General features: G+C 36.7%; 17 protein-coding genes. 3 read left to right on the top strand and 14 right to left on the bottom strand.

Annotated elements, in window-relative coordinates; all coding sequences use genetic code 11:
- Positions 1-19: 19 nt before the first annotated feature.
- Both A6A20_RS12250 and sspA read right to left on the bottom strand, forming a co-directional pair.
- On the bottom strand, positions 20-490 hold the full coding sequence (locus tag A6A20_RS12250; protein WP_279573688.1) for a ClpXP protease specificity-enhancing factor: 471 nt from the start codon (positions 488-490) through the stop codon (positions 20-22).
- Positions 490-1,128: a stringent starvation protein SspA gene (gene sspA / locus A6A20_RS12245; protein WP_279573687.1), complete on the bottom strand. Its 639-nt coding sequence runs from the start codon at positions 1,126-1,128 to the stop codon at positions 490-492. Before sspA ends, A6A20_RS12250 begins: the two co-directional genes overlap by 1 nt.
- A 193-nt stretch (positions 1,129-1,321) precedes the next feature.
- Here sspA and yhbY point away from each other — a divergent pair, with 193 nt between their 5' ends.
- Positions 1,322-1,621: a ribosome assembly RNA-binding protein YhbY gene (gene yhbY, locus A6A20_RS12240; RefSeq protein ID WP_279573808.1), complete on the top strand. Its 300-nt coding sequence runs from the start codon at positions 1,322-1,324 to the stop codon at positions 1,619-1,621.
- A 52-nt stretch (positions 1,622-1,673) separates the two neighbouring features.
- Here yhbY and greA read toward each other — a convergent pair whose 3' ends face one another.
- On the bottom strand, positions 1,674-2,150 hold the full coding sequence (gene greA, locus A6A20_RS12235; RefSeq protein ID WP_279573686.1) for a transcription elongation factor GreA: 477 nt from the start codon (positions 2,148-2,150) through the stop codon (positions 1,674-1,676).
- 172 nt (positions 2,151-2,322) lie between these two features.
- Here greA and dacB point away from each other — a divergent pair, with 172 nt between their 5' ends.
- The gene (dacB, locus tag A6A20_RS12230) at positions 2,323-3,750 is read left to right on the top strand and encodes a serine-type D-Ala-D-Ala carboxypeptidase (RefSeq protein ID WP_279573685.1); all 1,428 of its coding nucleotides are present in this window, start codon (positions 2,323-2,325) and stop codon (positions 3,748-3,750) included.
- 41 nt (positions 3,751-3,791) lie between these two features.
- Here the strand turns inward: dacB and cra are convergent, their stop codons facing one another.
- From cra to mukF, 11 genes are all read right to left on the bottom strand, one after another.
- The gene (cra, locus tag A6A20_RS12225; protein WP_279573684.1) at positions 3,792-4,790 is read right to left on the bottom strand and encodes a catabolite repressor/activator; all 999 of its coding nucleotides are present in this window, start codon (positions 4,788-4,790) and stop codon (positions 3,792-3,794) included.
- 105 nt (positions 4,791-4,895) lie between these two features.
- On the bottom strand, positions 4,896-5,387 hold the full coding sequence (ilvN, locus tag A6A20_RS12220) for an acetolactate synthase small subunit (RefSeq protein ID WP_132688519.1): 492 nt from the start codon (positions 5,385-5,387) through the stop codon (positions 4,896-4,898).
- A complete protein-coding gene (locus tag A6A20_RS12215; RefSeq protein ID WP_279573683.1) occupies positions 5,387-7,105 on the bottom strand; it encodes an acetolactate synthase 3 large subunit in 1,719 nt (572 codons plus the stop codon). Before A6A20_RS12215 ends, ilvN begins: the two co-directional genes overlap by 1 nt.
- Before the next feature lie 156 nt (positions 7,106-7,261).
- Complete coding sequence (locus tag A6A20_RS12210) at positions 7,262-8,311, bottom strand: ABC transporter ATP-binding protein (RefSeq protein WP_279573807.1); 1,050 nt, start codon at positions 8,309-8,311, stop codon at positions 7,262-7,264.
- Positions 8,312-8,314: 3 nt separating this feature from the next.
- Positions 8,315-9,994, bottom strand: a complete 1,680-nt coding sequence (locus A6A20_RS12205; RefSeq protein ID WP_279573682.1) for an ABC transporter permease — start codon at positions 9,992-9,994, stop codon at positions 8,315-8,317.
- A gap of 60 nt (positions 9,995-10,054) precedes the next feature.
- Positions 10,055-11,062 carry a Fe(3+) ABC transporter substrate-binding protein gene (locus A6A20_RS12200; protein ID WP_279573681.1) on the bottom strand — a complete coding sequence of 336 codons (1,008 nt, stop codon included), beginning with the start codon at positions 11,060-11,062 and terminating at the stop codon, positions 10,055-10,057.
- 789 nt (positions 11,063-11,851) lie between these two features.
- Positions 11,852-13,270 (bottom strand): exodeoxyribonuclease I, encoded by a 1,419-nt coding sequence (gene sbcB, locus A6A20_RS12195; protein ID WP_279573680.1) that lies wholly within the window; start codon positions 13,268-13,270, stop codon positions 11,852-11,854.
- 198 nt (positions 13,271-13,468) lie between these two features.
- The gene (locus A6A20_RS12190; RefSeq protein ID WP_279573679.1) at positions 13,469-14,614 is read right to left on the bottom strand and encodes a PstS family phosphate ABC transporter substrate-binding protein; all 1,146 of its coding nucleotides are present in this window, start codon (positions 14,612-14,614) and stop codon (positions 13,469-13,471) included.
- A gap of 59 nt (positions 14,615-14,673) precedes the next feature.
- Positions 14,674-19,134: a chromosome partition protein MukB gene (gene mukB, locus A6A20_RS12185; protein WP_424585452.1), complete on the bottom strand. Its 4,461-nt coding sequence runs from the start codon at positions 19,132-19,134 to the stop codon at positions 14,674-14,676.
- Positions 19,135-19,160: 26 nt separating this feature from the next.
- Positions 19,161-19,901: a chromosome partition protein MukE gene (mukE, locus tag A6A20_RS12180; protein WP_279573677.1), complete on the bottom strand. Its 741-nt coding sequence runs from the start codon at positions 19,899-19,901 to the stop codon at positions 19,161-19,163.
- A 61-nt stretch (positions 19,902-19,962) separates the two neighbouring features.
- Complete coding sequence (gene mukF / locus A6A20_RS12175) at positions 19,963-21,285, bottom strand: chromosome partition protein MukF (RefSeq protein ID WP_279573676.1); 1,323 nt, start codon at positions 21,283-21,285, stop codon at positions 19,963-19,965.
- Between the two features lie 351 nt (positions 21,286-21,636).
- Between mukF and ttcA the strand changes: the two genes are divergently transcribed.
- A complete protein-coding gene (ttcA, locus tag A6A20_RS12170) occupies positions 21,637-22,578 on the top strand; it encodes a tRNA 2-thiocytidine(32) synthetase TtcA (RefSeq protein WP_279573675.1) in 942 nt (313 codons plus the stop codon).
- Positions 22,579-22,986: the final 408 nt, after the last annotated feature.

Here is a 22,986-nt window from a genome sequence, read left to right as displayed (position 1 = left end):
AGTGCGGTCTATTTTTCAATTATTTTACAATGCGTAAATGAGAAGTTGATTTCTTATCAACAGATTTCGCTTGAGATTTTGCATTATTAGTATGCTTGTCTTTATTCTCCACGACATTCATAAAATCCGTAGGCTGATCCTGCGATAACGCATTAATCGCATAAGCAGGCTCATATTCAAACATCACACCATCGCCATTTTCTCTAGCATAAATCGCCAATGCCGCCCCCATAGGAATATAAATTTCTTGCGGAATTCCACGAAAACGTGCATTAAATTGAATAAAATCCGAATTTATTTGCAAATTCCCTGTGGCATTGACGGATAAATTTAGCACGATTTGCCCATCTTTTACATATTCCGTAGGGACTTTCACATGGGGATATGTGGCATCAACAACCAAATAAGGGGTTAAATCATTATCTACTAGCCAATCAAAATAGGCCTTTAATAAATAAGGACGTTTAGGTAATAATCCTGATTGTTCCATTATTTTTCATCCATTAAATTTTTAGGTACGGCATTACCTAAAGATTGTTCAAAGGAATCTCGTGCGAATACTCTTGCCATATAACCTTTAATCGCCTTGCTACCTGCTCCCGTAAACTCTACACCAAGTAGTTGCATACGCCATAATAACGGCGCAACATAGCAATCCACTAAACCAAACTCTTCACTCATAAAATAAGGGGTTTGGCTAAAAATAGGAGCAACAGCAAGAATTTCTTCTTTTAATTGTTTTAATGCTTTGACTCGCTCTTCGTCAGTGCCTCGTTCTGCAAGGAATAATGTTGGATACCAATCTTGTTCAATACGCAACATTAATAAACGGCATTTTCCTCTCGCCACTGGATAAACAGGCATTAATGGCGGGTGAGGAAAACGTTCATCAAGATATTCCATAATAATACGAGAATTAAATAAAACTAAATCTCTATCAACTAAAGTAGGCAAGGTTCCATAAGGATTTAATTCCATCAAATCTTCTGATAAGGCTTGCGGATCTACAACCTCCGCCTCATAGGTAACGCCTTTCTCTGCTAAAACGATTTTTACTTGATGACAATAAATATCTGAATTATCTGTAAAAAGGGTCATTACTGAGCGTTTATTCGCTGCGGTTGTCATCTCTTCCTCCGACACCAAAAATATAAACAAAAAGAATTTTCACATTGTAACATAAAATCTTATTTTATTGCTAAAAGTTAAAGACAAAATATGCGACATTTAACGCTAATAATTGCTTTTCTTTTTTATCTAGTCATTGCAAGATATGGATATTGCTTTAAAATAGCCAGATTAGAATTAACAAGGACAACATATTATGCAATTATCCACAAAACAAAAACAATATTTAAAAGGATTAGCTCATCATTTAAATCCTGTCGTTATGCTCGGCGGACATGGGCTTACGGAAGGTGTATTAGCGGAAATAGATAATGCCCTTTCCCATCACGAATTAATCAAAGTCAAAATTGCAGGGGCAGATCGTGAAACCAAGCAATTAATTATTGAGGCGATTGTGAGAGAAACTCAGGCTTGTGCGGTACAAACTATTGGGCATATTTTAGTGCTTTATCGCCCATCAGAGGAAAAAAAGATTACTTTGCCACGTAAATAATATAGTCTTTAGAATAAACAATAACCTGCATATTTGCAGGTTATTTACTTGTTTAAATATAATTCACTTCAATAATTTCAAATTCAACATTACCGCCCGGAGTGGCAATATTTACGGTATCATCAACTTCTTTACCAATAAGCCCTCTGGCTATTGGCGAATTTACTGAAATAAGCCCCTCTTTGATATTTGCTTCATCATCACCTACGATACGATAAGTCATTTCTTCTTCTGTAGCTGTATTTAATAATACCACTGTTGCGCCAAAAATAACCTTACCATTATTAGTCATTTTAGTAATATCAATAATTTGACAGTTCGCTAGTTTTCCTTCAATTTCTTGAATACGCCCCTCACAAAATCCTTGTTGTTCACGAGCTGCATGATATTCCGCATTTTCTTTTAAATCCCCATGTTCTCTTGCCTCAGCAATCGCCTTAATAATTTCAGGGCGTCTTACTGTTTTTAAAAAATCAAGTTCTTCTCTTAATTGTTCAGCGCCACGTACTGTCATCGGAATCTGATTCATCATTACTCCTTAAAAATTGAATAAAAAAATAGCTTAGCTTTATAACTAAAGCTAGGCTTAGTGTTTTTATCGGGTTAATCTAAACCACCTCAATATGACGATTATTGTAACACATTTTTTTATCAACAATGCTATAATAATTTCTCGTGATTTTTTAGACGTATCATTCATAATGAACAAGCTGTTTACCTTATCTTTATTTGTAACAACCTTACTATCCTCCCCTTTCGCTCTTGCTACTGAAGCAAAATCTCTTAATTCACAGCTTCCTGTGGGGACTAATCTCGCCTTTATTGCAAAAAATATTTCACAAAATAAAATGATTGATCAATATCATGCCGATTTATTTATGCTGCCAGCGAGTACACAAAAAGTTCTCACCGCACTGACTGCAAAACTTTTTTTACCCGATTCATTCCGTTTTAATACTAGCCTTTTAACGCAAGGTAAAATAAAAAATGGCGTGTTACAAGGTAATTTGGTGGTTCAATTTAATGGCGATCCTGATTTAACCAGTGGACAACTATATCAATTACTTGCTCAATTAAAGCAACAAGGTATTGAAAAAATTGATGGTAATTTGATTATTGATACTGCCATTTTTGCTAGCCACGATCGTGCAGCTGGTTGGATTTGGAATGATTTAACCATGTGTTTTAATGCTCCTCCCGCAGCAATTAATTTAGATAACAATTGTTTCTATGTGAATTTAGATGCCAATTACCCTGTTGGTGAAGTCGCCAAATTTAATGTTCCAGCAAGTTTTCCTGTTCAAGTCTTTGGGCAAGTGCGTATTGTTGATAATAAAGAGGCAAATTATTGCTTGCTTGATGCCGTAGTTCATGACAATAATCGTTACCAAATCAAAGGCTGTATTAGACGACAAAATAAGCCTTTTGGATTAAGTTTTGCGGTACAAGATCCCGATAGTTATGGTGTTGCGATAATACAACGTCAATTAAAGCAATTAGGTATTACATTTACAGGTCAAGTTCAGCAAGCGATTAATCCACAACAAGGGCAATTATTCGCACAACATCAATCCGCTTCCTTATCTGAATTAATCAAGAAAATGATGAAAAAATCAGATAATCAAATTGCCGATGCTTTATTTAGAACCATTGCTTACCATTATTATAAACGCCCTGCGACCTTCCAATTAGGCAGTTTAGCGATGAAACAAATTTTGCAAACAAAAGCTAATATTCCACTTGGTAACGCGGTTATCGCCGATGGTTCAGGCTTATCACGTCATAATTTGATTTCAGCACAAGATATGCTAAGGGTATTAGACTATATTATTACTCACGAAGACCAATTACAATTACTAGAGAGCTTTCCCACCGCTGGCGTGGACGGCACATTACGGGGGCGAGGTTCTATGCTTGCTTCGCCTTTAGCACAAAATATCAAAGCAAAAACAGGGGCATTAAAAGGGGTTTATAATCTTGCTGGATTTATGACTAATGCTCGAGGTGAAACGGTGGCTTTTGTACAATTTATCAATGGTTATTCTACGGGAGAATTAGACAGTAAAACCCAACGTTCACCACTCAACCGTTTTGAAAATCAACTTTATAATGAACTTTATCGTCAATAAAAACTCGCCCTTTATGATAAGCCGTATCATAAAGGGAAAAATTATGTGTTTCTCACTAATAAATGACGAGGAATAATAGTAATATTCTCTACTTGTAACGCTTTTTTCTTATTTAACTTCTTGTCAATTAATTGCCATAGAGTATCAACAATTTTACTATGGTTCTGCTCGGCACAAATCACTAAATTAGGAATAAGATCAAGCATTTCATGGTTACCAAAGGTCGCAATGTGAATGGATTTAGGAATGCTTTGATAGTTATTTAATAAAACGAGAAAAATACCGCGTAACAAGGTTAATGAGGTAACAAAAATACTATCAGGGATACCATGTTGAGCAATCCAAGTTTGAAATGCTTGGCTGGCTGCTTCTTTGCTAAATTGCTCAGCATAGATAAGATTGGCATTGATGCCATATTCTTGCGTTAAACGTGTAAAACCCTCTTGACGTTGTTGACTTACTGGTAGTTCAGATAATGCCCCAAGAAATAAAAGATTATTCATTTTTTTATGGGACTGTAATAAATTTTGTGCAAGATGATAAGCATCTTGTTCATCATCAGATAGTACCATTAAACTTGCTGTATCCTGACTAGGACGATCAAGATAAACAATAGGCGTTTTATTAGCTGTTTGCGGATAAAAATCCTGCGGATTAGGTAAACAGGTAGAAACGATTAACGCATCAACTTTCCGTAAAAAAAGATTTTTAGCACAATCTTTTTCGTTAGCAGGGTTATCGTTAGAACAAGTAATAATTAACTGATAACCATGTTCTCTACAACGGTTTTCTAACGCATTGGCTATTCTAGCATAACTACTATTTTCAAAATCAGGAATAATTAACCCTATGGTATTTGTCTTGCCTGCCCTTAACCCTGCGGCAATGGCGTTAGGTTTATATTGATATTGTTCAATAAGTGCGGTTACTTTTTGAATAGTTTTATCACTAACGCGGTATTCCTTTGCTTTACCGTTTACCACATAACTTACGGTAGTCCTTGATACGCCCGCAATTTTTGCGAGTTCATCTAACTTCACATTTCACTCCTTAAAATGCCGATCTAACGAATTGATTATACTTTTCGTCTTAAAAGAAAAGAAGTGCGAATTTAACGCACTACCTAGTATTTATTGTTTTTTTGATTAAAGACAATTTTTCTCGCCACGAGATAAGCTAATTAAGCCCGATCGCACCACTTCAATCACGCTTGTTTCTTGTTTCACTGCAGCAATGAAAGCATCAAGTTTATCTTTAGTACCACTTAACTGAATGGTATAAGATTTTGTGGTTACGTCCACAATTTGCCCACGAAATATATCCGCTAAACGTTTGATTTCATCACGGGTTGCCCCTTGTGCACGAATTTTTAATAGCATGACTTCTCGCTCAATATGTTCACAATCACTTAAATTCATTACTTTAAAAACATCAACTAATTTATGTAATTGTTTCTCAATTTGCTCTAATACCTGTTCATCGCCATAGGCTTCTATTGTCATACGAGATAAGGTGGGATCATCTGTAGGTGCAACAGTTAAGCTCTCAATATTAAAGGCTCGTTGGGAAAACAACCCTACTACACGCGATAACGCACCAGATTCATTTTCTAATAATACTGATAAAATTCTACGCATTATGCTGTCTCCGTTTTAGTTAAAATCATTTCATTCATTGCCCCACCCCTTACCAACATAGGATAAACATGCTCCGTTTCATCAACTTTAATATCAACAAACACCAATTTATTTTTAATACTAAACGCTTGTTTTAATTTTTCCTCTAATTCTTCAACATGATCAATAGCAATGCCCACATGCCCATAAGCCTCTGCGAGTTTGACAAAGTCTGGTAAAGAATCCATATAAGATTGAGAATGACGACCAGAATAAATCATATCCTGCCACTGCTTTACCATACCTAAAAAGCGGTTATTTAAACTAATAATCACAACAGGAATATTATATTGTTGTGCGGTGGATAATTCTTGAATATTCATTTGAATACTGCCATCTCCCGTTACACAAACCACCGTTGCTTCTGGGTGAGCTAATTTTACTCCTAAAGCCGCTGGCAAACCAAAACCCATTGTACCTAGCCCACCAGAGTTAATCCAATGACGAGGTTTATCAAAAGGATAATATAATGCCGTAAACATTTGGTGTTGTCCCACATCAGAGGCGACATAAGCCTGCCCTTGAGTGAGCCGATAAACCGTTTCAATGACCTGTTGTGGCTTAATAACGCCACTATTACGATGATAATCAAGGCATTTTTTTGCACGCCATTGCTCAATTTGTTGCCACCATTTTTGCAATTTATCACTGGTGAGTTCCGCCTGTTTATCCGCTAATAAGGCTAAGAATGTTTCTAATACATTTTCCGCACTGCCGACAATTGGAATATTGGCAACCACATTTTTAGAAATAGACGTAGGATCAATATCAATATGGATAACTTTAGCATTTGGACAATATTTTGCCAGATTATTGGTGGTGCGATCATCAAAACGTACACCCACCCCAATAATTAAATCGCTATGGTGCATCGTATTGTTAGCTTCATAGGTCCCATGCATACCCAACATACCTAGAAATTGAGGATCGGTACTTGGAAATGCCCCTAAGCCCATTAATGATGAAGTAACAGGTAAATTAAGTGCTTTAGCAAATTTAATCAATTTTTCACTGCAATTTGCGGTAATTGCACCGCCCCCTACGAACAATACGGGCTTTTTCGCCTCTAGAATAGCTTTAAAGGCTTTTTTAATTTGCCCTTTATGCCCTTGTAACGTTGGGTTGTAAGAACGTAAACTGACTTGCTCAGGATAATGATAAGGCACTTTGATTGCCGGATTCATAATATCTTTAGGTAAATCAATGACCACTGGCCCCGGCCGTCCTGTTGAGGCAATATAGAAAGCTTTTTTTACCACCGAAGGAATATCTTCAACCTGTTTCACTAAAAAGCTATGCTTTACCACAGGGCGAGAAATCCCCACCATATCACATTCTTGAAAAGCATCACTACCAATCAAATTACTCATTACCTGCCCAGAAAAAATGACTAAAGGAACAGAATCCATATAAGCGGTAGCGATACCTGTAATGGCATTTGTTGCCCCCGGACCAGAGGTAACCAATACGCACCCCACTTCGCCCGTAGAACGAGCATACCCATCAGCCATATGTACCGCCCCTTGTTCATGACGGACTAAAATATGCTCTATGCCCCCTAAAGTATGAATAGCATCATAAATATCCAGTACAGATCCCCCAGGATAACCAAATAAAAATTTAACGCCTTGATCACGCAAAGATTGTACGATCATCTCTGCACCAGACAATTTCTTCATACCTTTCTCCTATTCTCATTTATTCTTTTTATACTTTTTTACAACAGAACAACAGTTTTACCGAAAGTTAGCAATTTTGTCTAGCAAATATTAGTGCTTTAATCATTTTATTCTTCACTTTTTTATGGCTTAATAAAAATTCTCTATCACACCTTTTTATTCAGCACAGTTTTCTGCCAGTAAACAAAGTGATTGATGTACACAAGATAAGGTAACTTTGCTACCAATTTCAAAGGATTGATAATGTTGAACATCAATTTGCTGTTGATGAATATGTACTTTATATTGATAAAAATAACCAACAAATAATTTATCAACAATGACACCTTTACCTTGAGGATCAAGTTGAAGTTGAATATGTTGTGGGCGTAAAAGGCAATATAAAGGTTTTTGAGGGTCAATGGCTGTTCCATCAGTATAATAAAAGCCCTCGGGATTATGATGAAATCCCAATACAGTTTCAATTTGATTGGCGGAATGATAACGTGCTACAAGATAATTACAATGCCCGAGAAAATCTGCCACAAATTTATTAATAGGGTTTTCATACAGTTGTTGCGCTATACCAAGTTGTAAAATTTTACCTTGTTGCATAATGGCAATTTTATCCGCAAAGGCAAAAGCCTCCTCTTTACTATGGGTAACAAAAATAGCTGGAATATGTTGTTGTTTTAGTATAGAGCGAATTTCAGTGATCATTTCTTGCCGTACTTGGCTATCAATATTAGAAAAAGGTTCATCTAATAATAATAATCTTGGTTGGCAAGCTAAAGCTCGAGCAATCGCAACCCGTTGTTGTTGCCCACCTGAAAGTTGATGGGGATAGCGTTGTAATAAGCCATCTAAACGTACAAGTGCGGTCATTTTTTCCACTGTTTTTTGTTTTTTATCGGCGGATAAATGGGTTAAACCAAAGGCAATATTCTCTTGCACCGTCAAATGAGGAAATAACGCATAATCTTGAAAAATTAAACCAATATGACGATGTTCCACTGCAACCTGCGTTAAATCTTTTCCCGCTAAATGTATGCTACCTTGCTGAGCAGGTAATAAGCCCGCAATGGCTTTAAGTAAAGTGGTTTTACCGCAACCACTTGCCCCTAATAAACAAAGAATATCATTATCTTCTAAGGTTAAGTTTAAACCTGACAAAATGGGATTATTGCCATATTGACAAGTTAATTGATTTATTTGTAATACAGACATCATTTATCTCTCTTTATTACTTGTCATAATCAGAGAACGGGTCAATAAAATAACGGGGATTAATCCTGTTAGCACTAAGGCAATGGCAGGTAAAGACGCGCGTTCTAACTGTTCATCGGAGGTAAAAATAAATACATGGGTTGCTAAGGTATCAAAATTAAATGGACGAAGTAACAATGAGGCATTTAATTCTTTCATGCTTTCAATAAATACCATTAACAACGCCGTCAACATGCCTTTAGACAATAAAGGAAAATGCACTTTCCGTAACATCATAAACCCATTTTTTCCAAGGGTTTGGCTTGCCATATCTAACGACGGCGAAATTTTGCCAAAAGAGGCTTCTAAACTACCGATCGCCATAGCGGAAAAACGGATACAATAGGCAACGACTAGAGCAAAAATTGAACCAGAAAAAACCAAACCAACGGGGGATAAGCCTAAACTTTTTAACCAATGATGTAATTGATGATCCGCAAAAGTCAAAGGAGATAATAAACCAATGGCTAATACTGTGCCGGGAATGGCATAACCTAATGAAGAAACTTGTAACAAAGTACGAGTATTTTTAGGGGTTAATAATCCCCCTTGTAAACTTAAGCGATGGGTAAAATGCAACAATAAGGCAAAAAATAATGTAACAAAAGAAGCTAGACAAGATACGAGTAAGCTATTCTTAGCATATTGAACAAAATTCGCATTCCAAGATTGCTCAAAATATTCATAAGCCCAATACAATAACTGAGCAAGGGGCAAGAAAAACGCACAACTCAATAACCCCCAACACCATAATTGAGCCAACAAAGCTCGATACCCTGTTAATGTTTTTAACCTTTGTTTCTTTTCATAACCACGTTGATAAGTTTTTTGTTTACGCCGACTATAAGACTCTAGCACAACTAAAACAAAGATCATCAATAACATAAATAAAGATATTTGGCTTGCCGTTCCAATATCGTGAAAACCTAACCAAGCATCATAAATGGCTGTGGTCAAGGTAGGAACAGCAAAATAAGCTACCGTACCAAAATCCCCCAAGGTTTCCATTGCCACTAAGGTCATACCCACCGCCACAGAAGGGCGAATAAGCGGAAATGTGATTTTACGAAAAATGGTAAAGGGTGAAGCTCCTAAGGTTTTTGCACTTTGCACTAAATTTTCAGATTGTTCTAATAAAGCTACCCTAGCTAATAAAAAAATATAGGGATAAAGCACCAAGGCTAATACAAAACTTGCTCCGTATAAGCTACGAATTTGTGGAAACCAATAATCTTGCGGACTTGACCAAGCAAATAACTGACGTAAAAAAATTTGTAATGGCCCAGAGTAATCTAATAAATCCGTATATAAATAAGCAATCAAATAGGCAGGCATCGCCAAAGGCAAACATAGTAACCATTGTAAAACCTTATGTCCCCAAAAGCGATAATGGGTTACAAGCCAAGCACTGGGTAAGGCAAATAATAAAGCAAGTAATACCGTTGAACACACTAATATTACTGAATTCGCCACATAATGCCCCAGCATTGTTTGCCAAAAATGTTGTAAATTTTGCCATTGCCCATCAATGGCATGATAACCAATAGCCAACAACGGCAATAAAATAAAGCCAGTAGATAGCAAAGCAGATAATTGCCAACCAATAAATTTGGTGGAATAAGGACGTGAAAATTTTTTTTGCATAATATAACAGGAAAAAATATCCCCTTTATTTTGCCAATAAAGGGGATATAAATTTATGGATTATTGATCGAATTTCACTTCATCAACTAATTTTAGTGCTTTACCATAGTTCTCAGCAATTTTCTCTAATGGTAAAGAATCCGCTTGGAATGTTCCCCAGCTTTCTACCAATTCTGATAATTGAACGCCCGGTTTCACTGGATATTCATGGTTCAATTCAGCATACAATTTTTGCGCTTGATCGCCACTTAAATACTCAACTAATTTTACTGCATTTTCTTTGTTTGGAGCATATTTCGCCACCGCTACTCCACTGATATTCACATGGGTATTAAACTTGCCCGCTGGGAAATTAATAATGCTCGCTTCTGCCCATTCTTTTTGATTGTCGTCTTCAAGCATTTTGCCATAATAATAGCTATTGCCTAAAGCATAATCACAAACTCCTTCTTTGATTGCTTTCACTTGAACACGATCGCCACCTTGTGGTTTTTGTGCCAAATTCGCTTTTAAACCTTGTAAAAATTCTTTGGTTTTTTCTTCACCATAATGTTCAATCATCGCAGCAAATAACGAAACATTATAAGCATTTTTGCCTGAACGCACACAAACTTTGCCTTTATATTCAGGTTTCGCTAAATCTAAATAATCAAAATCAGCTGGCAATTTACCTACACGATCTTTAGAGGTATAAATTACTCTTGCTCTGGTGGTTAAACCAAACCATTGATCAGCAGAATCACGATATTGAGCAGGGATATTTTTTTCTAACACTTCAGAATGAACTGGCTGTGCCAAACCTGCATTAACAATATCCATTACTCGGCTAATATCAACAGTTAATAATACATCAGCAGGGCTTAACTCCCCTTCACTTTTAACACGCTCAACCAACCCTTTATCCGCAAAAATCACATTGACCTTAACGCCAGTTTCTTTTTCAAAATCTTTTAGCATTGGTTCAATTAAATAAGGCTGGCGGTAAGAATACACATTAACCTCGTTCGCGGCAAAAGCATTGGTACTTAGTACAGTGGCAATAGCAAGACAAGCAAGCGTTTTTTTCATAGGTAATCCTCTTTAAAGTTAGTTTAGATGTTATCTATATTAAGAAAGAAATTGACAAAAACAGCCATTACTTTACCAATAAAATTAAGATTGTCAATGATAATAATTATTATTTATTTTGTTTGTTTAAATAATAAAGAGAGGGGTTATTGGTAAAAGGATAACTATGTGAGTTAAAGTGCGGTGGGTTTTGGGATTTTTTTCACTGCTATTTCTCTGACTTCATAAATGTATTTCGCACATTCGTGCGACTTACTTTCTTTGCTTGCACAAAGAAAGTAAGCAAAGAAATGCCCCCCTAGAAAAATTCTGCTCCTGTGTTTCAACTTGAACCATCACGACACATTTCTGAACTCGCCTTGCTATGCAAGGCTCAAACAGCAGAAATGTGCCTATGGTTCTAAGTTTTACACAGGGAATTTTTAAGGGGGAATAGTCGGAAAATTAAGATTGTTAGGAAAATTTTTCTAAAACTGACCGCACTTTATTAATACAAAACAAATAAAGAGAATAACGCTCTCTTATCCCCCTTAAAAAGCCCCAGCCTAAACTTAGAACGATAGAATAATTTTGGCTGTTTGAGCGTAGCGAGTTCCAAAATTATTCGTATATCGTTCTTGGTGAAAGGCTGGAAAAAGGCTTTTTCTAGGGGCGTGTTTCTTTGCCTACTTTCTTTACACGAGTAAAGAAAGTAGGTCGCCTACGGCGAAATCCGTTCACTAAGTCGGAGAAATAAAAGAAAAAAATCCTAAAAAACACCGCACTTGAAAATAAAGACAAAAATAATGTCTAACCTAACAACTTTACCCCATACTCATAAACTTGCTGCAATAAGGCTAATTTATCGGGTTGATCCTGATATTCCTCGGCTAATTGTTGTAAACGTTGTTCAAAGTTGACCGCACTTTTTTCCAGCTTATTACGGCGATATTTCTCCCAACGTACTTGTTCTGCTCGTGTTAGACTGGCATAAAAATGCCTTGCCCGATAATGAAAAAGCAAATCAGCAATGCGTTTATCTTCAAAGGTTAAATGAGGTTGAGCCAGTTGTTCCGCTGATAAGGTACGCAAAATTGCAAGATTATTTTTATCCGCATAACTAAAAAATCCTGCATATAATTCCGTTTCCACATTATCGCTGGGTTCAAATGAATGTTCTTGATTAAAAATCTCAATGACTTTTTCACGAATATCTAAGCTAGCACGCAATTTTTTTAAGTTCATCAAACAACGCTCACGATTAATGCCTAAACGTTGAGCAGTTTCTGGTAACAATGTTTTGGCGGGAGCAATAATCGGGCATTTATTAATATGTACCAATTTTAATGGTACATGACGAATCCCCTGCGCTTCTAATTGTGCTTTTGGGGTATATAAATTGGTGCGTAATTGATCCGCACTTTCGTTTAATAAATCCTCAATATCAGCATCTAAATCGCATACAATTACCGCATTTTGGTTTGTTGGGTGCCAAGCTAAGGGAGCAATCCAAGTGGTATTACCTCGATAATTGCCTAACATACCAGATACATGCACCAATGGCGTCATTTCTGCGGTATCGAGCATCGCCTCAATCGCTTTTTTTCCACGATTTTCAAAGAAGAATTGAAATAATTTTGGTTGTTTTTGCTTTATTAGTTTTGCCATTTCAATAGTGGCATACACATCAGCCATTGCATCATGGGCTTGACTATGTTCAATACCATTGGCTTTCGTCAATTTTTCCAATTTAAAAGAAGGCATACCCTGTTCGTCATAAACCCAATTAATACCTTCTGGACGCAACGCATAACAAGCTCGCACTAAATCCAATAAATCCCAACGAGAATTACCGTTCTTCCAACTATATTCGTAGGGATCAATAAAATTTCGGTAGAAAGTATAGCGAGTCATTTCATCATCGTAACGAATGTTGTTATAACCGATAATGCAGGTTTGAGGCTGGCTAAATTGTTGTAAAATCTGTTCGGCAAATTCAGGTTCAGGTAAACCTTGTTGGTTGCAAATTTGTGGTGTAATTCCTGTAACTAATACTGCTTCTGGGGCAGGTAAATAGTCATTGGTTTGTTTGCAATACAACATTACAGGCTCGCCAATAATGTTAAATTCCATATCGGTACGAATACCCGCAAACTGAGCGGGGCGATCTAATGCAGGATTTACCCCAAAACTTTCATAATCATAGAAAAAAAAGGAAGGTTGTTGCATAACTTGCCTTATATAAGAAGATCCCAATAAAAAGACAGAGAATAGAAATTACCAAACCTATTCAATTTACTCATTTTTTCTTTAAAATAATATACTTGTTGAATTAATATCTTAGATTTCACGATTTTAAGCAAAATTACCACAGATACACTAAAAAAGATGGCAAGGATTAAAAATATCATAACCTATATCTTACACTCAATCTGTGACAACGTAACCAGTTTTCTGAATTAATTCTTTACCTTGTTCTGATTTAATCCATTGTAATAAGGCTAAAACTTGTTCTGTTTCACGCCCTGCAATAGTCACAGCATAAAAGTCATAGGTAAAGGGATAATGATTATTAGCAATATTTGTTTTATTTGGCATAACACCATCAATACTTAATAATTTAATTTGCTCATTCGTTACCATTTCAGTGGCATAAAGTAAAAATGAAAAACCGATAGCATTCTCATAATTACGATAATGAGCAACCTGACTAATAATTCCCCCCATATTAGTTGGGACATCTTCTTTTGGAGCGGGCATCAATTCAGTACCTTGCATAATCCGCTGTAAAGCCGTTTGTGAGCCTGAATTTTCTGGGCGTTGAAATGCTCTAATTTTCTTATTTCTGCCATTAAGAGGTTGCCAGTTTGTAATTTTTCCTGAATAAATATCAATAATATTTTGAATACTAAGATTTTCAACAGGGTTCTTTTTATGAACAAAAAAGACAAAGGCTTCGCGTCCTATAGGCAATAAATTAAAAGATAAGCCTTTTTCTTGAGCTTGTTTTAAATGATGCTTTGAAGGAGCTGGTACAAAAATAATATCAACCTCCCCTTCAAGCAAATTATTATAGGCTTGTCCTGTTTTACTTTGTCTTACTTGACGCCACAAATCAATCAACACCAATTTAGGATAGGTAGCATTAACAAATGCAGCATAAACAGGAAAAAGTGCCGTAGAACCATCTAAGCGAGGTAAGTTTTCTTTTGATAATTGTAATGTGCTTTTTTGTGCTAATTTCGCTAATTTATTATTTTCATTAAAAGGTTCATAATCATGGCGCGAAAACTCTGTCACTGTGGGTATTGCTCGCACATAATTGACATAACCAATATAACCTAAATAAGAAACGATACTGGAAACAAATAAACCAATGATAACTTTAAAGGTATTTTTCTTTAATTGATAAGAATGGGTATAAAAATAGTAAGTAGCAAAGTAGCTAATGATTGCCATAATAGGTAAAAAACCAGAGAATTTATAACCCGCAAAAACTAAACTAAGCCATAAGAAGAAAGCAATAACAACAACTGCAATAGCTCCTAAAATGAGAAATAATATTCTAATCATATTTGCTCCATATAAAGTGCGGTCAAAAATAATTTTATTTTTTAACCGCACTTTTTACCTTATTCGCTGGCACCAAATCCACGCAAGCCCACCACATGCACATGCTCTTGGTTACCTGCGATTTTACGCACTAATTTATAGGTTGTACCTTTTTCTGGGCTGATATTTTCAGGGGCGGCAATCAATAACTGCATATCTAAACGTTCACAAAGCTCAAATAAGGTGGATATGGATTTACCGTCTAAGCGAGCCGCTTCATCAAGGAATAATAAACGACATGGAATAATATCTTTACCACGAATACGGCGGCTTTCTTCTTCCCAGCTTTGTACCACCATAAGCAAAATGGACATACCTGTACCAATGGCTTCCCCCGTAGATAATGCCCCACTTTCCGCACGCAACCAACCATCAGCACCTCGGAACACTTCCACTTCTAGTTCTAAATAATTGCGATAATCTAGTAATTCTTCGCCAATGGTTTGGGCTGTGCGTTGTCCCATATCAATATGCGGATTAAGACGTTGATAAAGTTTTGCCATTGCCTCGGAAAAAGTAATTCGATGATCACTAAATAAATCTTGATATTGCTCTTGCCCTGATAAAGCATCAAGTAACATTGCGTGTGTATCACGAATATTGACTACTAAACGAACGGATTTTACCTGACCAAAGGCAATATTTTGTAACCCTTGATTTAGCAAGCGAATACGATTTTGTTCCCGTTGAATGGTTTTACGCATAATATTCGCCACACTCTCGGAACTGATCGCTAATTTATGTTCACGATTGGTAAGCTCGTCAGTCAATCTCGCTAACTCAATTTCCATTTGCTCAATGGCATCAATAGGATCATCGGTTTTGATAATATCTTGGCGAATACGCTCTCTAAGGTGTTGATAAACCGCAATAAAGAATTTTACTTTATTTTCAGGTTTGGCACTGTTTTCGGATAAACGTAAACTATCACGCAAATATTCATTATCCGCCACCGCATTACGCAATGCCCCTAAGGCTTTATCAGACATTGAACGTAGTTCATCAGCGGATAAATAGGCAAATTCTCGGCGGTGTAAACGTTTTTCCACATCGCTATTGCGTGATAAACGCAAGACCACACACCAACTCACTTTTGCACCAACCACTAATTGACGCTGATTTTTATATTCTTTTTCCGCTTTACGAATACGGCGAATTAAATTCTCGCTTTCACTCTCAATTAAGGTTAATTGTTTTTCCACATAATGATGACGCTGACGACTGGTGGAAAGCTGTTGCTGTAATTCATCACGCCGAGATCTCGCTCGTTGTTCTGCCCCTTGATCCGCTTTTACCCCCAAGCTATTAATTTCTTGGATTAACTCTTGTAACATTTGATTTTTTGCCTCAAAGCTACTGCGTAAACCAATAAATATTTGGTTAGATTGGCTAAAATATTGTTGAGCTTGGCGTAGGCTTTCACGTTGTTGTTCACGTTGTTGTTGAGCTTGCTCTAAGCGTTGGCGTAATTGATCATTTAACGAATGGCTTTCCGTTTGCTCCGCAGGCTGATAATTAAAATGATTTTTACGTTGTATAACGTCCGCTAGGGCAAATAAGCGTTGTTGAATTTGTTTTTGTAACTCAACCACTTGCTGATAATCTGCCGTCAGTTTGTCATAGTTCTCTGGATCGGATTGTAATACATTAACCATAGGCTCTAATTGTGACAATGTCACGCCATGCTGATTAAGATACATTTCATCTTGTTCCGCAATATCAAGCTGTTCTTGACATTCTTCTAAACGATCAAGCAAACTTTCATCGGCAAGCACATTCAATAATGGCAATAACTTATTCAGGGCTTGTAATTGCTCTTTGCTATTCTCCAATTTAATACGCAGTTGTTGTTCTGTGGTACTTAGTGAAGTTAACTCTCGTTCAATTTCACTACGTTCCGCTTGTAACTGTCGCATAATCTGTTCAGGGTTAGGCTGAAAAGCTAGAGCTAAATGCAAGCCAACAAATTGGCTAAATTGTTGGTGTAAACGTTGGCATTTTTGTACATCAAAAGCGATTTGAGCATATTGTTCTGACACTTGCTCTAATTGATTTTCAAGCTCCGCTAAATGTTTTTCTCTGGCGGCACGCCCAAATAATGGAATTTCTGGAAAACGAGAATAGCGTAATTGACGATCAGACACCTGTACAACCACCCCACAATCCAATTCTTGTGCGGAAAAAACATTATCATCAAATGCCGCTGGATCGCCTTCAATTAAATATAAATCATCAGGACAATCCGCTAAATTTGCTAATTGTTCACGCACCGCATTTAAATCTCTCACCACAATCGCATGGCGAGCAGGTCCATATAAGGCTGAAAAATAAGGGGCATCTTCAATCGGTACATCATCATAAAGTTCTGACAATAGCACCCCACCAAAACGCTCAGCTAAAACATTAAGACGAGCATCTTCTGAACCATCAGGTTGACTTAAGCGAGAAATTTGTTGCTCTAATTGTAAACGCTGTTGCTCTAATTGATCACGTTGAATGGTTAATTCTCGTTCTTTTACCAACTGAGCTTGCATAAAGTGAGTAACATCTTGGCTATCGGCAAAGTCTTGCCCTGTTTGCTCTTGTAAGCGTTCCAAGGCGGATTGTGCTGTTAGCCAAGCTGGCGCTTTATGTTCATTTTGCTGATAAAGACTGAGTAAGTTTTCTCGTTTTTGTCGTAACACTGAACGCTGTTCAACCTGTTCAGCAAGTTCCGCATTTAAATCCTCAACGAACGTTTCTTGCTCTGCATAATATTCTTCAATTTGCTCCGCACTCTCTAAATTTAATGCCGCACGTTGATTAAAATGTTTTAATAAACTGACCGCACTTTGTTGCTGTTCATAACGTTGTGTTAATTCGTGAAGTTTGGTGCGTAATTGTGGTGCTTGTTGAGCCTGTAAACGTTGCTCTGGATATTGACGCAACAATTCTTTCGCACTGTCAAACGCCGCTGAGCGTGGAATTTCCCCTGCAATTTTACACACTAATTGATAGGCTTTATCAAATTGCGATTTCGCCGCCTCGGAAATTGACATTTTTTGTTCAAGCCCAAGCACACGTTCAGTAATTTCTTCCGCTTGTAAAGCAAATTCATTATGGTATTCATCAATATTTTTTATAGATAAATCCGCTAAACCACATAAGTTTTTTGCTTTTTCCAAGGCTTGAATGGCTTGTTGATATTGCAAGGCTTGGGTTTGTTGTGCGTCTAAGGCTTGTTGATAATCGGCTAATTGACTGCGTAATTGATCGATCTCTTGTTCACTTTGCTCAAATTGAGCTTGTTTTTCCTCTAATGCCTCTTGAGCGGTTTCTAATACGATTTTTTGCTCTTCTAAACGTGCTAATAATTCATTTACGTCTTGTTGATATGTACTGATTTTTTCTTGATGACGTAACGCATTAAGCACTAAATTAAGATGATCTAATGCACTTTGATGATCAATCTCAAGGCTTTTTTCCAATTCTGCTAGCTCTTGGGCTTCTCGGCTTAATTCTACAAGGCGATATTGGGAAAGAGATTGTTCATCTTTGGCTTTATACCATTCTCGCCGAAATGCCAGAGCTTGTTCAATATTTCCACGACGTTCATTAGCATTACGCATATAATCCGCTGCCACATAATTGGTAGATTCGGTAATCAAATGTTTAAATAAATCTCGATCCGCCTGAGTAACCTTAATCGCTTCTAAGGTCATACGGTTTTCACGCAATGCCGATTCCATATCCTGAAAGGCTTTACGCACACCAAGATTTTCAGGCAAAAGATAATCTCGTAGAGAACGTGTAATGGCACTGGAAATACCGCCATATAAAGAGGCTTCAATTAATTTATAAAATTTACTTCTATCCGAAGAAGAACGTAATCGTTTAGGAATAATCCCCAAATCAAACATCATTCCATGATAATCGGTAATAGAATGATATTGTTTAAATTGGGCTTGCATACTATCCAGTTTTTCTTTTAGTTCAACCAGATTTAATACTCTTGCTTGGCGTTCTGTTAACTTTTCGGTAAATAAATCCGTAGGATTAACAGATAAAGGCAAACTTTGAATGGAAAAAGATTTAATATCTACTTTTTTATCTCGCCCTGCCACCTGTTGCAAACGCACACCTGTTAAAACACGTTGATGACGAGAATTGATACTATCCAAGACGGCATAACAAACCCCGGGACGCAATTTACCATGTAAACCTTTATCCCTTGAGCCTGTGGTTGCCCCAGCCTCTGTGGTATTACGAAAATGTAATAATGTCAGATCAGGAATAAGTGCGGTAACAAATCCTGCCATCGTGGTAGATTTCCCTGCCCCATTGCCCCCTGATAAGGTGGTAACTAATTCATCAAGATCAAAGGTACGAGCAAAAAAACCGTTCCAGTTAATTAAGGTTAAAGAACGAAACTTACCACGAGGCACAGACTGCACCAAGCCAGTAGCGGTTACATTGTCTGATATAGGGTTTAGGCTATCCATTTCATGTTCTAAGGTAATTTCTGACATTATTGTTGCTCCTCAGTGAGTTGTGCCATTTCATCGTCTTGGTCTAGTTGTTCTTTATCTTGTGGATCTTGCATTGCTTGCGTGGCGGCTAAAGAGTCTGGGTTGGCTGCCTCTCCCTCACGAATTAAACGCCGTTGTGCCTCTCTCGGATCATCACCACTTCTTACTTCTGCTCCAAAGCGGAAAACCGCCTCTGAAATAGTAAATTTACCACTATATTGATCGCCCACTTGGTGGATCATTCCTAAACGGCGTAAACGATTTAATGCTGCCCGTACTTTTTCCGCTAATTTTTGTTTATCTAAGTCAGAACCTGCTGATCGTTGATTAACCACTTTAAGTAACTTATTTTCTTCCGCCAAATTTAATAGCTCATCATAAACTTCTTGACTGGTAAAAATGCCTTGTTGTGCTAAACGTTCTGGGCTTAAATATAAATAGCACAATACTTTGCCCACTAACATTTCTAGTTCCGTTAGAACCGAACGGGCGATTAAGGTTGTAGCTTTAGGACGCAAATAGAAAAAGCCTTCAGGGGCACGAATTAATTCCACATTATAACGGCGATAAAAAAGGTCTAGTTCCGTTTGAAAATCCGCTAAAAAACTATAATGATCAAGATGCTCTTGCGCAATATGTTTACCTGAACGTAATTGACTATCCACTGTTGGAAATAATGGATTAGCAATGGCATTGGCTAATTGGGGAGAAATCACTTCAGCTTGTGTTTGTTCTATCATACTCTTCTCTTATAAAAATTTTTCAAAAAGACACCGCACTTTTCTATTTTGGGGTTAGACATTAATATTCATCAATAATATTAGCTTGTACCTCTGCACCTTGTGCATCAATTGGTTGCCATTGAGGATAATGCCCTGCAAAATCAGCACTTGCCATACCTAATCGTACGGCTTGATCCACAATAATACGTGCCACATCAAAATGACGGCTAGCAGGGAAATTTTCCAGTTGTTGTCTTAATACTTGGCTTAAATCAATGGCTTGATGATTTTCACGATATTGAATCAATAACATTTGCATATGTTCAATTAACTGTTCTTGTAAATCAGATAAGGACTCATACTGTAATTCTTCCGGCAATTCGCCTAAAGCATCTTCATCACGCAAAACAAGTTCTTCATCACGCAAATCCATTAAACGTTCCGCTTGTGCTGTCCACAAATACCAAGGATTATCCCAATAATCCGCAATAGAACGGCGTAAACGTTGTGAAAAGACACGATTTTTATCCATATCAATGGCGGTACGAATAAATTTATGTACATGGCGATCATAACCAATCCAAAGATCGATAGCTTGTTGCCCCCAGCTGATAATCCTATCTAATTTAGCCTGTAAATTGACAATAAGCTGATCGATAAAATAAAGTTCATCACGTCCAATCACACAATCTTGAATACGCAAAAGCTGTTCTTGCAATTTATCGCCTGCAGCATTTAAGGTATCTTGTAATTCTCTTAGATTTCCTGAGGTTTCATTTAATAATTGTTCACAACTGGCAATGGCTGCCTGCCAATCTTTGGTTAATAATTCCGCGATTTGCTCTTTAATACTTTGTTGGTTTTCGTCCATAATACGTTGCGATAAATCAATGCTATCAAAGATTTCTGCTACTGAATATTTTAACGGTGCAAACACATTACGCCGCCAAAAATATTCATCGCCATCTTCTTCTGCCGCTTCTGTGGCTCGATGAATTTCATCAGCCACAATGGATAACTGTACAGATAATCGCAAAGCGGAAAACTCACGTTGACGAATATAATAATCGGAAATTCCAATACCTAAGGGGGTTAAACGATAAATGGCTAATCCCTCGGTAAATTCGCTACTAAAACGGTTTAAAAAACGCTGTTTTACCAAATCATTAATGGCGTTATTGGCACGATATTGCACATTTTCTTCCGTTTGGGTAAAAGCATTGGATACATAACGGAAAATATCAACTAAATCGCTTTCTAACATTTCGCCATCTAAGCGATCGTTATTATAAATCGCAATGCCTAACAAAAAAGCCAAGCGTTCATTGGACAAGTTTAACGAAAATTCTCGTTCTTTCGCCCAAGAAACCAATTCAGGAATTGTTTGTGAAACTTCATTCATGAAAAATAATCCAAATTTTGACCGCACTTACTTGACGATCCATAAGATATAGCATTATTAAAAACTTAGTTATTATACAGATTTTTAGCTAATAGCCTAATAGTCAAATGGATTTATTTTTTATAAAGTAAAGAAGCTCCCCGCTATTATTGTCTTTTCAATTTAAAATAAGACAAGAGAGTACGCCGAAGTCAGTACAAAATTGCAGAGCAAGGGGTGCCAACACTGTATTGTTTTAATATGGAACGGCAACACCAATAAAAATTTGAAAATTCCCATTATTGATCATACTATACGCAACATTTTTAGCGGAAAAACCTTACATACTGATCAAAAACAAATGGAAATACTATGAACCAAACAGTGCCTTTTACCACCATACAACAAGATAAAAAACAACATTATAATTTGAACAAATTACAAAAAAGGTTACGCCGTAACGTAGGTAATGCCATTGCTGACTTTAATATGATAGAAAATGGCGATAAAGTAATGGTTTGCCTTTCTGGCGGTAAAGATAGTTACACTTTACTTGATATTTTACTCAATTTACGTCTGAATGCTCCTATTCATTTTGATATTGTGGCAGTAAACCTTGATCAAAAACAACCCGGCTTTCCTGAACATATTTTGCCAGAATATTTATCAAATCTAGGCATTGAATACAAAATTGTGGAAGAAAATACTTATGGCATTGTGAAAGAAAAAATTCCAGAAGGTAAAACCACTTGTTCACTTTGTTCTCGTTTACGGCGTGGTATTTTATATCGTACAGCAACAGAATTAGGGGCAAGCAAAATTGCCTTAGGGCATCATCGTGATGATATGTTAGAAACCTTATTTCTGAATATGTTTTATGGCGGTAAATTAAAATCCATGCCACCTAAATTAATCAGTGATGATGGAAAACAAATTGTTATTCGTCCACTGGCTTATTGTCGTGAAAAAGATATTGAAAAATATGCTATTGCTAAACAATTTCCGATTATTCCTTGTAATCTTTGTGGCTCACAACCCAATTTACAACGCCAAGTAGTCAAAGAAATGTTACAAAAATGGGATCGTCAATATCCCGGCAGAATAGAAACTATGTTTAGTGCTATGCAAAATATTGTTCCCTCTCATCTTTGCGATAAAAATTTATTTGATTTCAAACATATCCAACGAGGTCAAGCATTAACCGGCATTGAGGGAGATATTGCCTTTGATAAAGAAGAGATTACCAATCCTCTGACCTCTCAAGACAATGATTTTGCTCAAGAGGAAATGATTTTATTTAAACAAATAAAATAGCTTTAAGATTATAGTCGTTTCAATTTAAAATGAGACAAGGCGGTACGCCGAAGACAGTACAAGTAGTACGGCGAGGCGTACCAACACTGTATCATTTTAAAGTGGAACGACTATAAAAATACATACATAAAAAAAGTGCCTCTATTTGAGGCACTACTCGGAAAGCAAAATATGTTGGCTACTTACGATAGCACTTATTCTTTATGGTTGAAAGCATAGTTTATCCTGTGAAAATGTGCAAATAAAACCTTGCAAAATGTAAGACTAATTTTTAAATTTGTGATCTAGTGCAAAGTTTTAAACAACATTCTTCCCTTTCTTTCTTAACAAATCCTATTTTATCGTCATTTCATAAAGCACACCTTACTGTATTATTTTAAAGTGGGACGACTATAAATAATTTGTTAA

Source organism: Volucribacter amazonae (genome assembly GCF_029783845.1).
Taxonomy (GTDB): domain Bacteria; phylum Pseudomonadota; class Gammaproteobacteria; order Enterobacterales; family Pasteurellaceae; genus Volucribacter; species Volucribacter amazonae.
The sequence above is the reverse complement of the archived record's forward strand: the minus strand, read 5'-3'. Positions and strand labels throughout refer to the sequence as shown.

Excerpts from the sequence above, each read along its gene's own strand:
- ttcA (WP_279573675.1), top strand. The coding sequence starts at position 21,637 with ATGAACCAAACAGTGCCTTTTACCACCATACAACAAGATAAAAAACAA.
- A6A20_RS12210 (WP_279573807.1), bottom strand. The coding sequence starts at position 8,311 with ATGTCTGTATTACAAATAAATCAATTAACTTGTCAATATGGCAATAAT.
- sbcB (WP_279573680.1), bottom strand. The coding sequence starts at position 13,270 with ATGCAACAACCTTCCTTTTTTTTCTATGATTATGAAAGTTTTGGGGTA.
- dacB (WP_279573685.1), top strand. The coding sequence starts at position 2,323 with ATGAACAAGCTGTTTACCTTATCTTTATTTGTAACAACCTTACTATCC.
- sspA (WP_279573687.1), bottom strand. The coding sequence starts at position 1,128 with ATGACAACCGCAGCGAATAAACGCTCAGTAATGACCCTTTTTACAGAT.
- A6A20_RS12200 (WP_279573681.1), bottom strand. The coding sequence starts at position 11,062 with ATGAAAAAAACGCTTGCTTGTCTTGCTATTGCCACTGTACTAAGTACC.
- greA (WP_279573686.1), bottom strand. The coding sequence starts at position 2,150 with ATGAATCAGATTCCGATGACAGTACGTGGCGCTGAACAATTAAGAGAA.
- A6A20_RS12215 (WP_279573683.1), bottom strand. The coding sequence starts at position 7,105 with ATGAAGAAATTGTCTGGTGCAGAGATGATCGTACAATCTTTGCGTGAT.
- A6A20_RS12205 (WP_279573682.1), bottom strand. The coding sequence starts at position 9,994 with ATGCAAAAAAAATTTTCACGTCCTTATTCCACCAAATTTATTGGTTGG.
- mukF (WP_279573676.1), bottom strand. The coding sequence starts at position 21,285 with ATGAATGAAGTTTCACAAACAATTCCTGAATTGGTTTCTTGGGCGAAA.
- mukB (WP_424585452.1), bottom strand. The coding sequence starts at position 19,134 with ATGGATAGCCTAAACCCTATATCAGACAATGTAACCGCTACTGGCTTG.
- A6A20_RS12190 (WP_279573679.1), bottom strand. The coding sequence starts at position 14,614 with ATGATTAGAATATTATTTCTCATTTTAGGAGCTATTGCAGTTGTTGTT.
- A6A20_RS12250 (WP_279573688.1), bottom strand. The coding sequence starts at position 490 with ATGGAACAATCAGGATTATTACCTAAACGTCCTTATTTATTAAAGGCC.
- mukE (WP_279573677.1), bottom strand. The coding sequence starts at position 19,901 with ATGATAGAACAAACACAAGCTGAAGTGATTTCTCCCCAATTAGCCAAT.
- ilvN (WP_132688519.1), bottom strand. The coding sequence starts at position 5,387 with ATGCGTAGAATTTTATCAGTATTATTAGAAAATGAATCTGGTGCGTTA.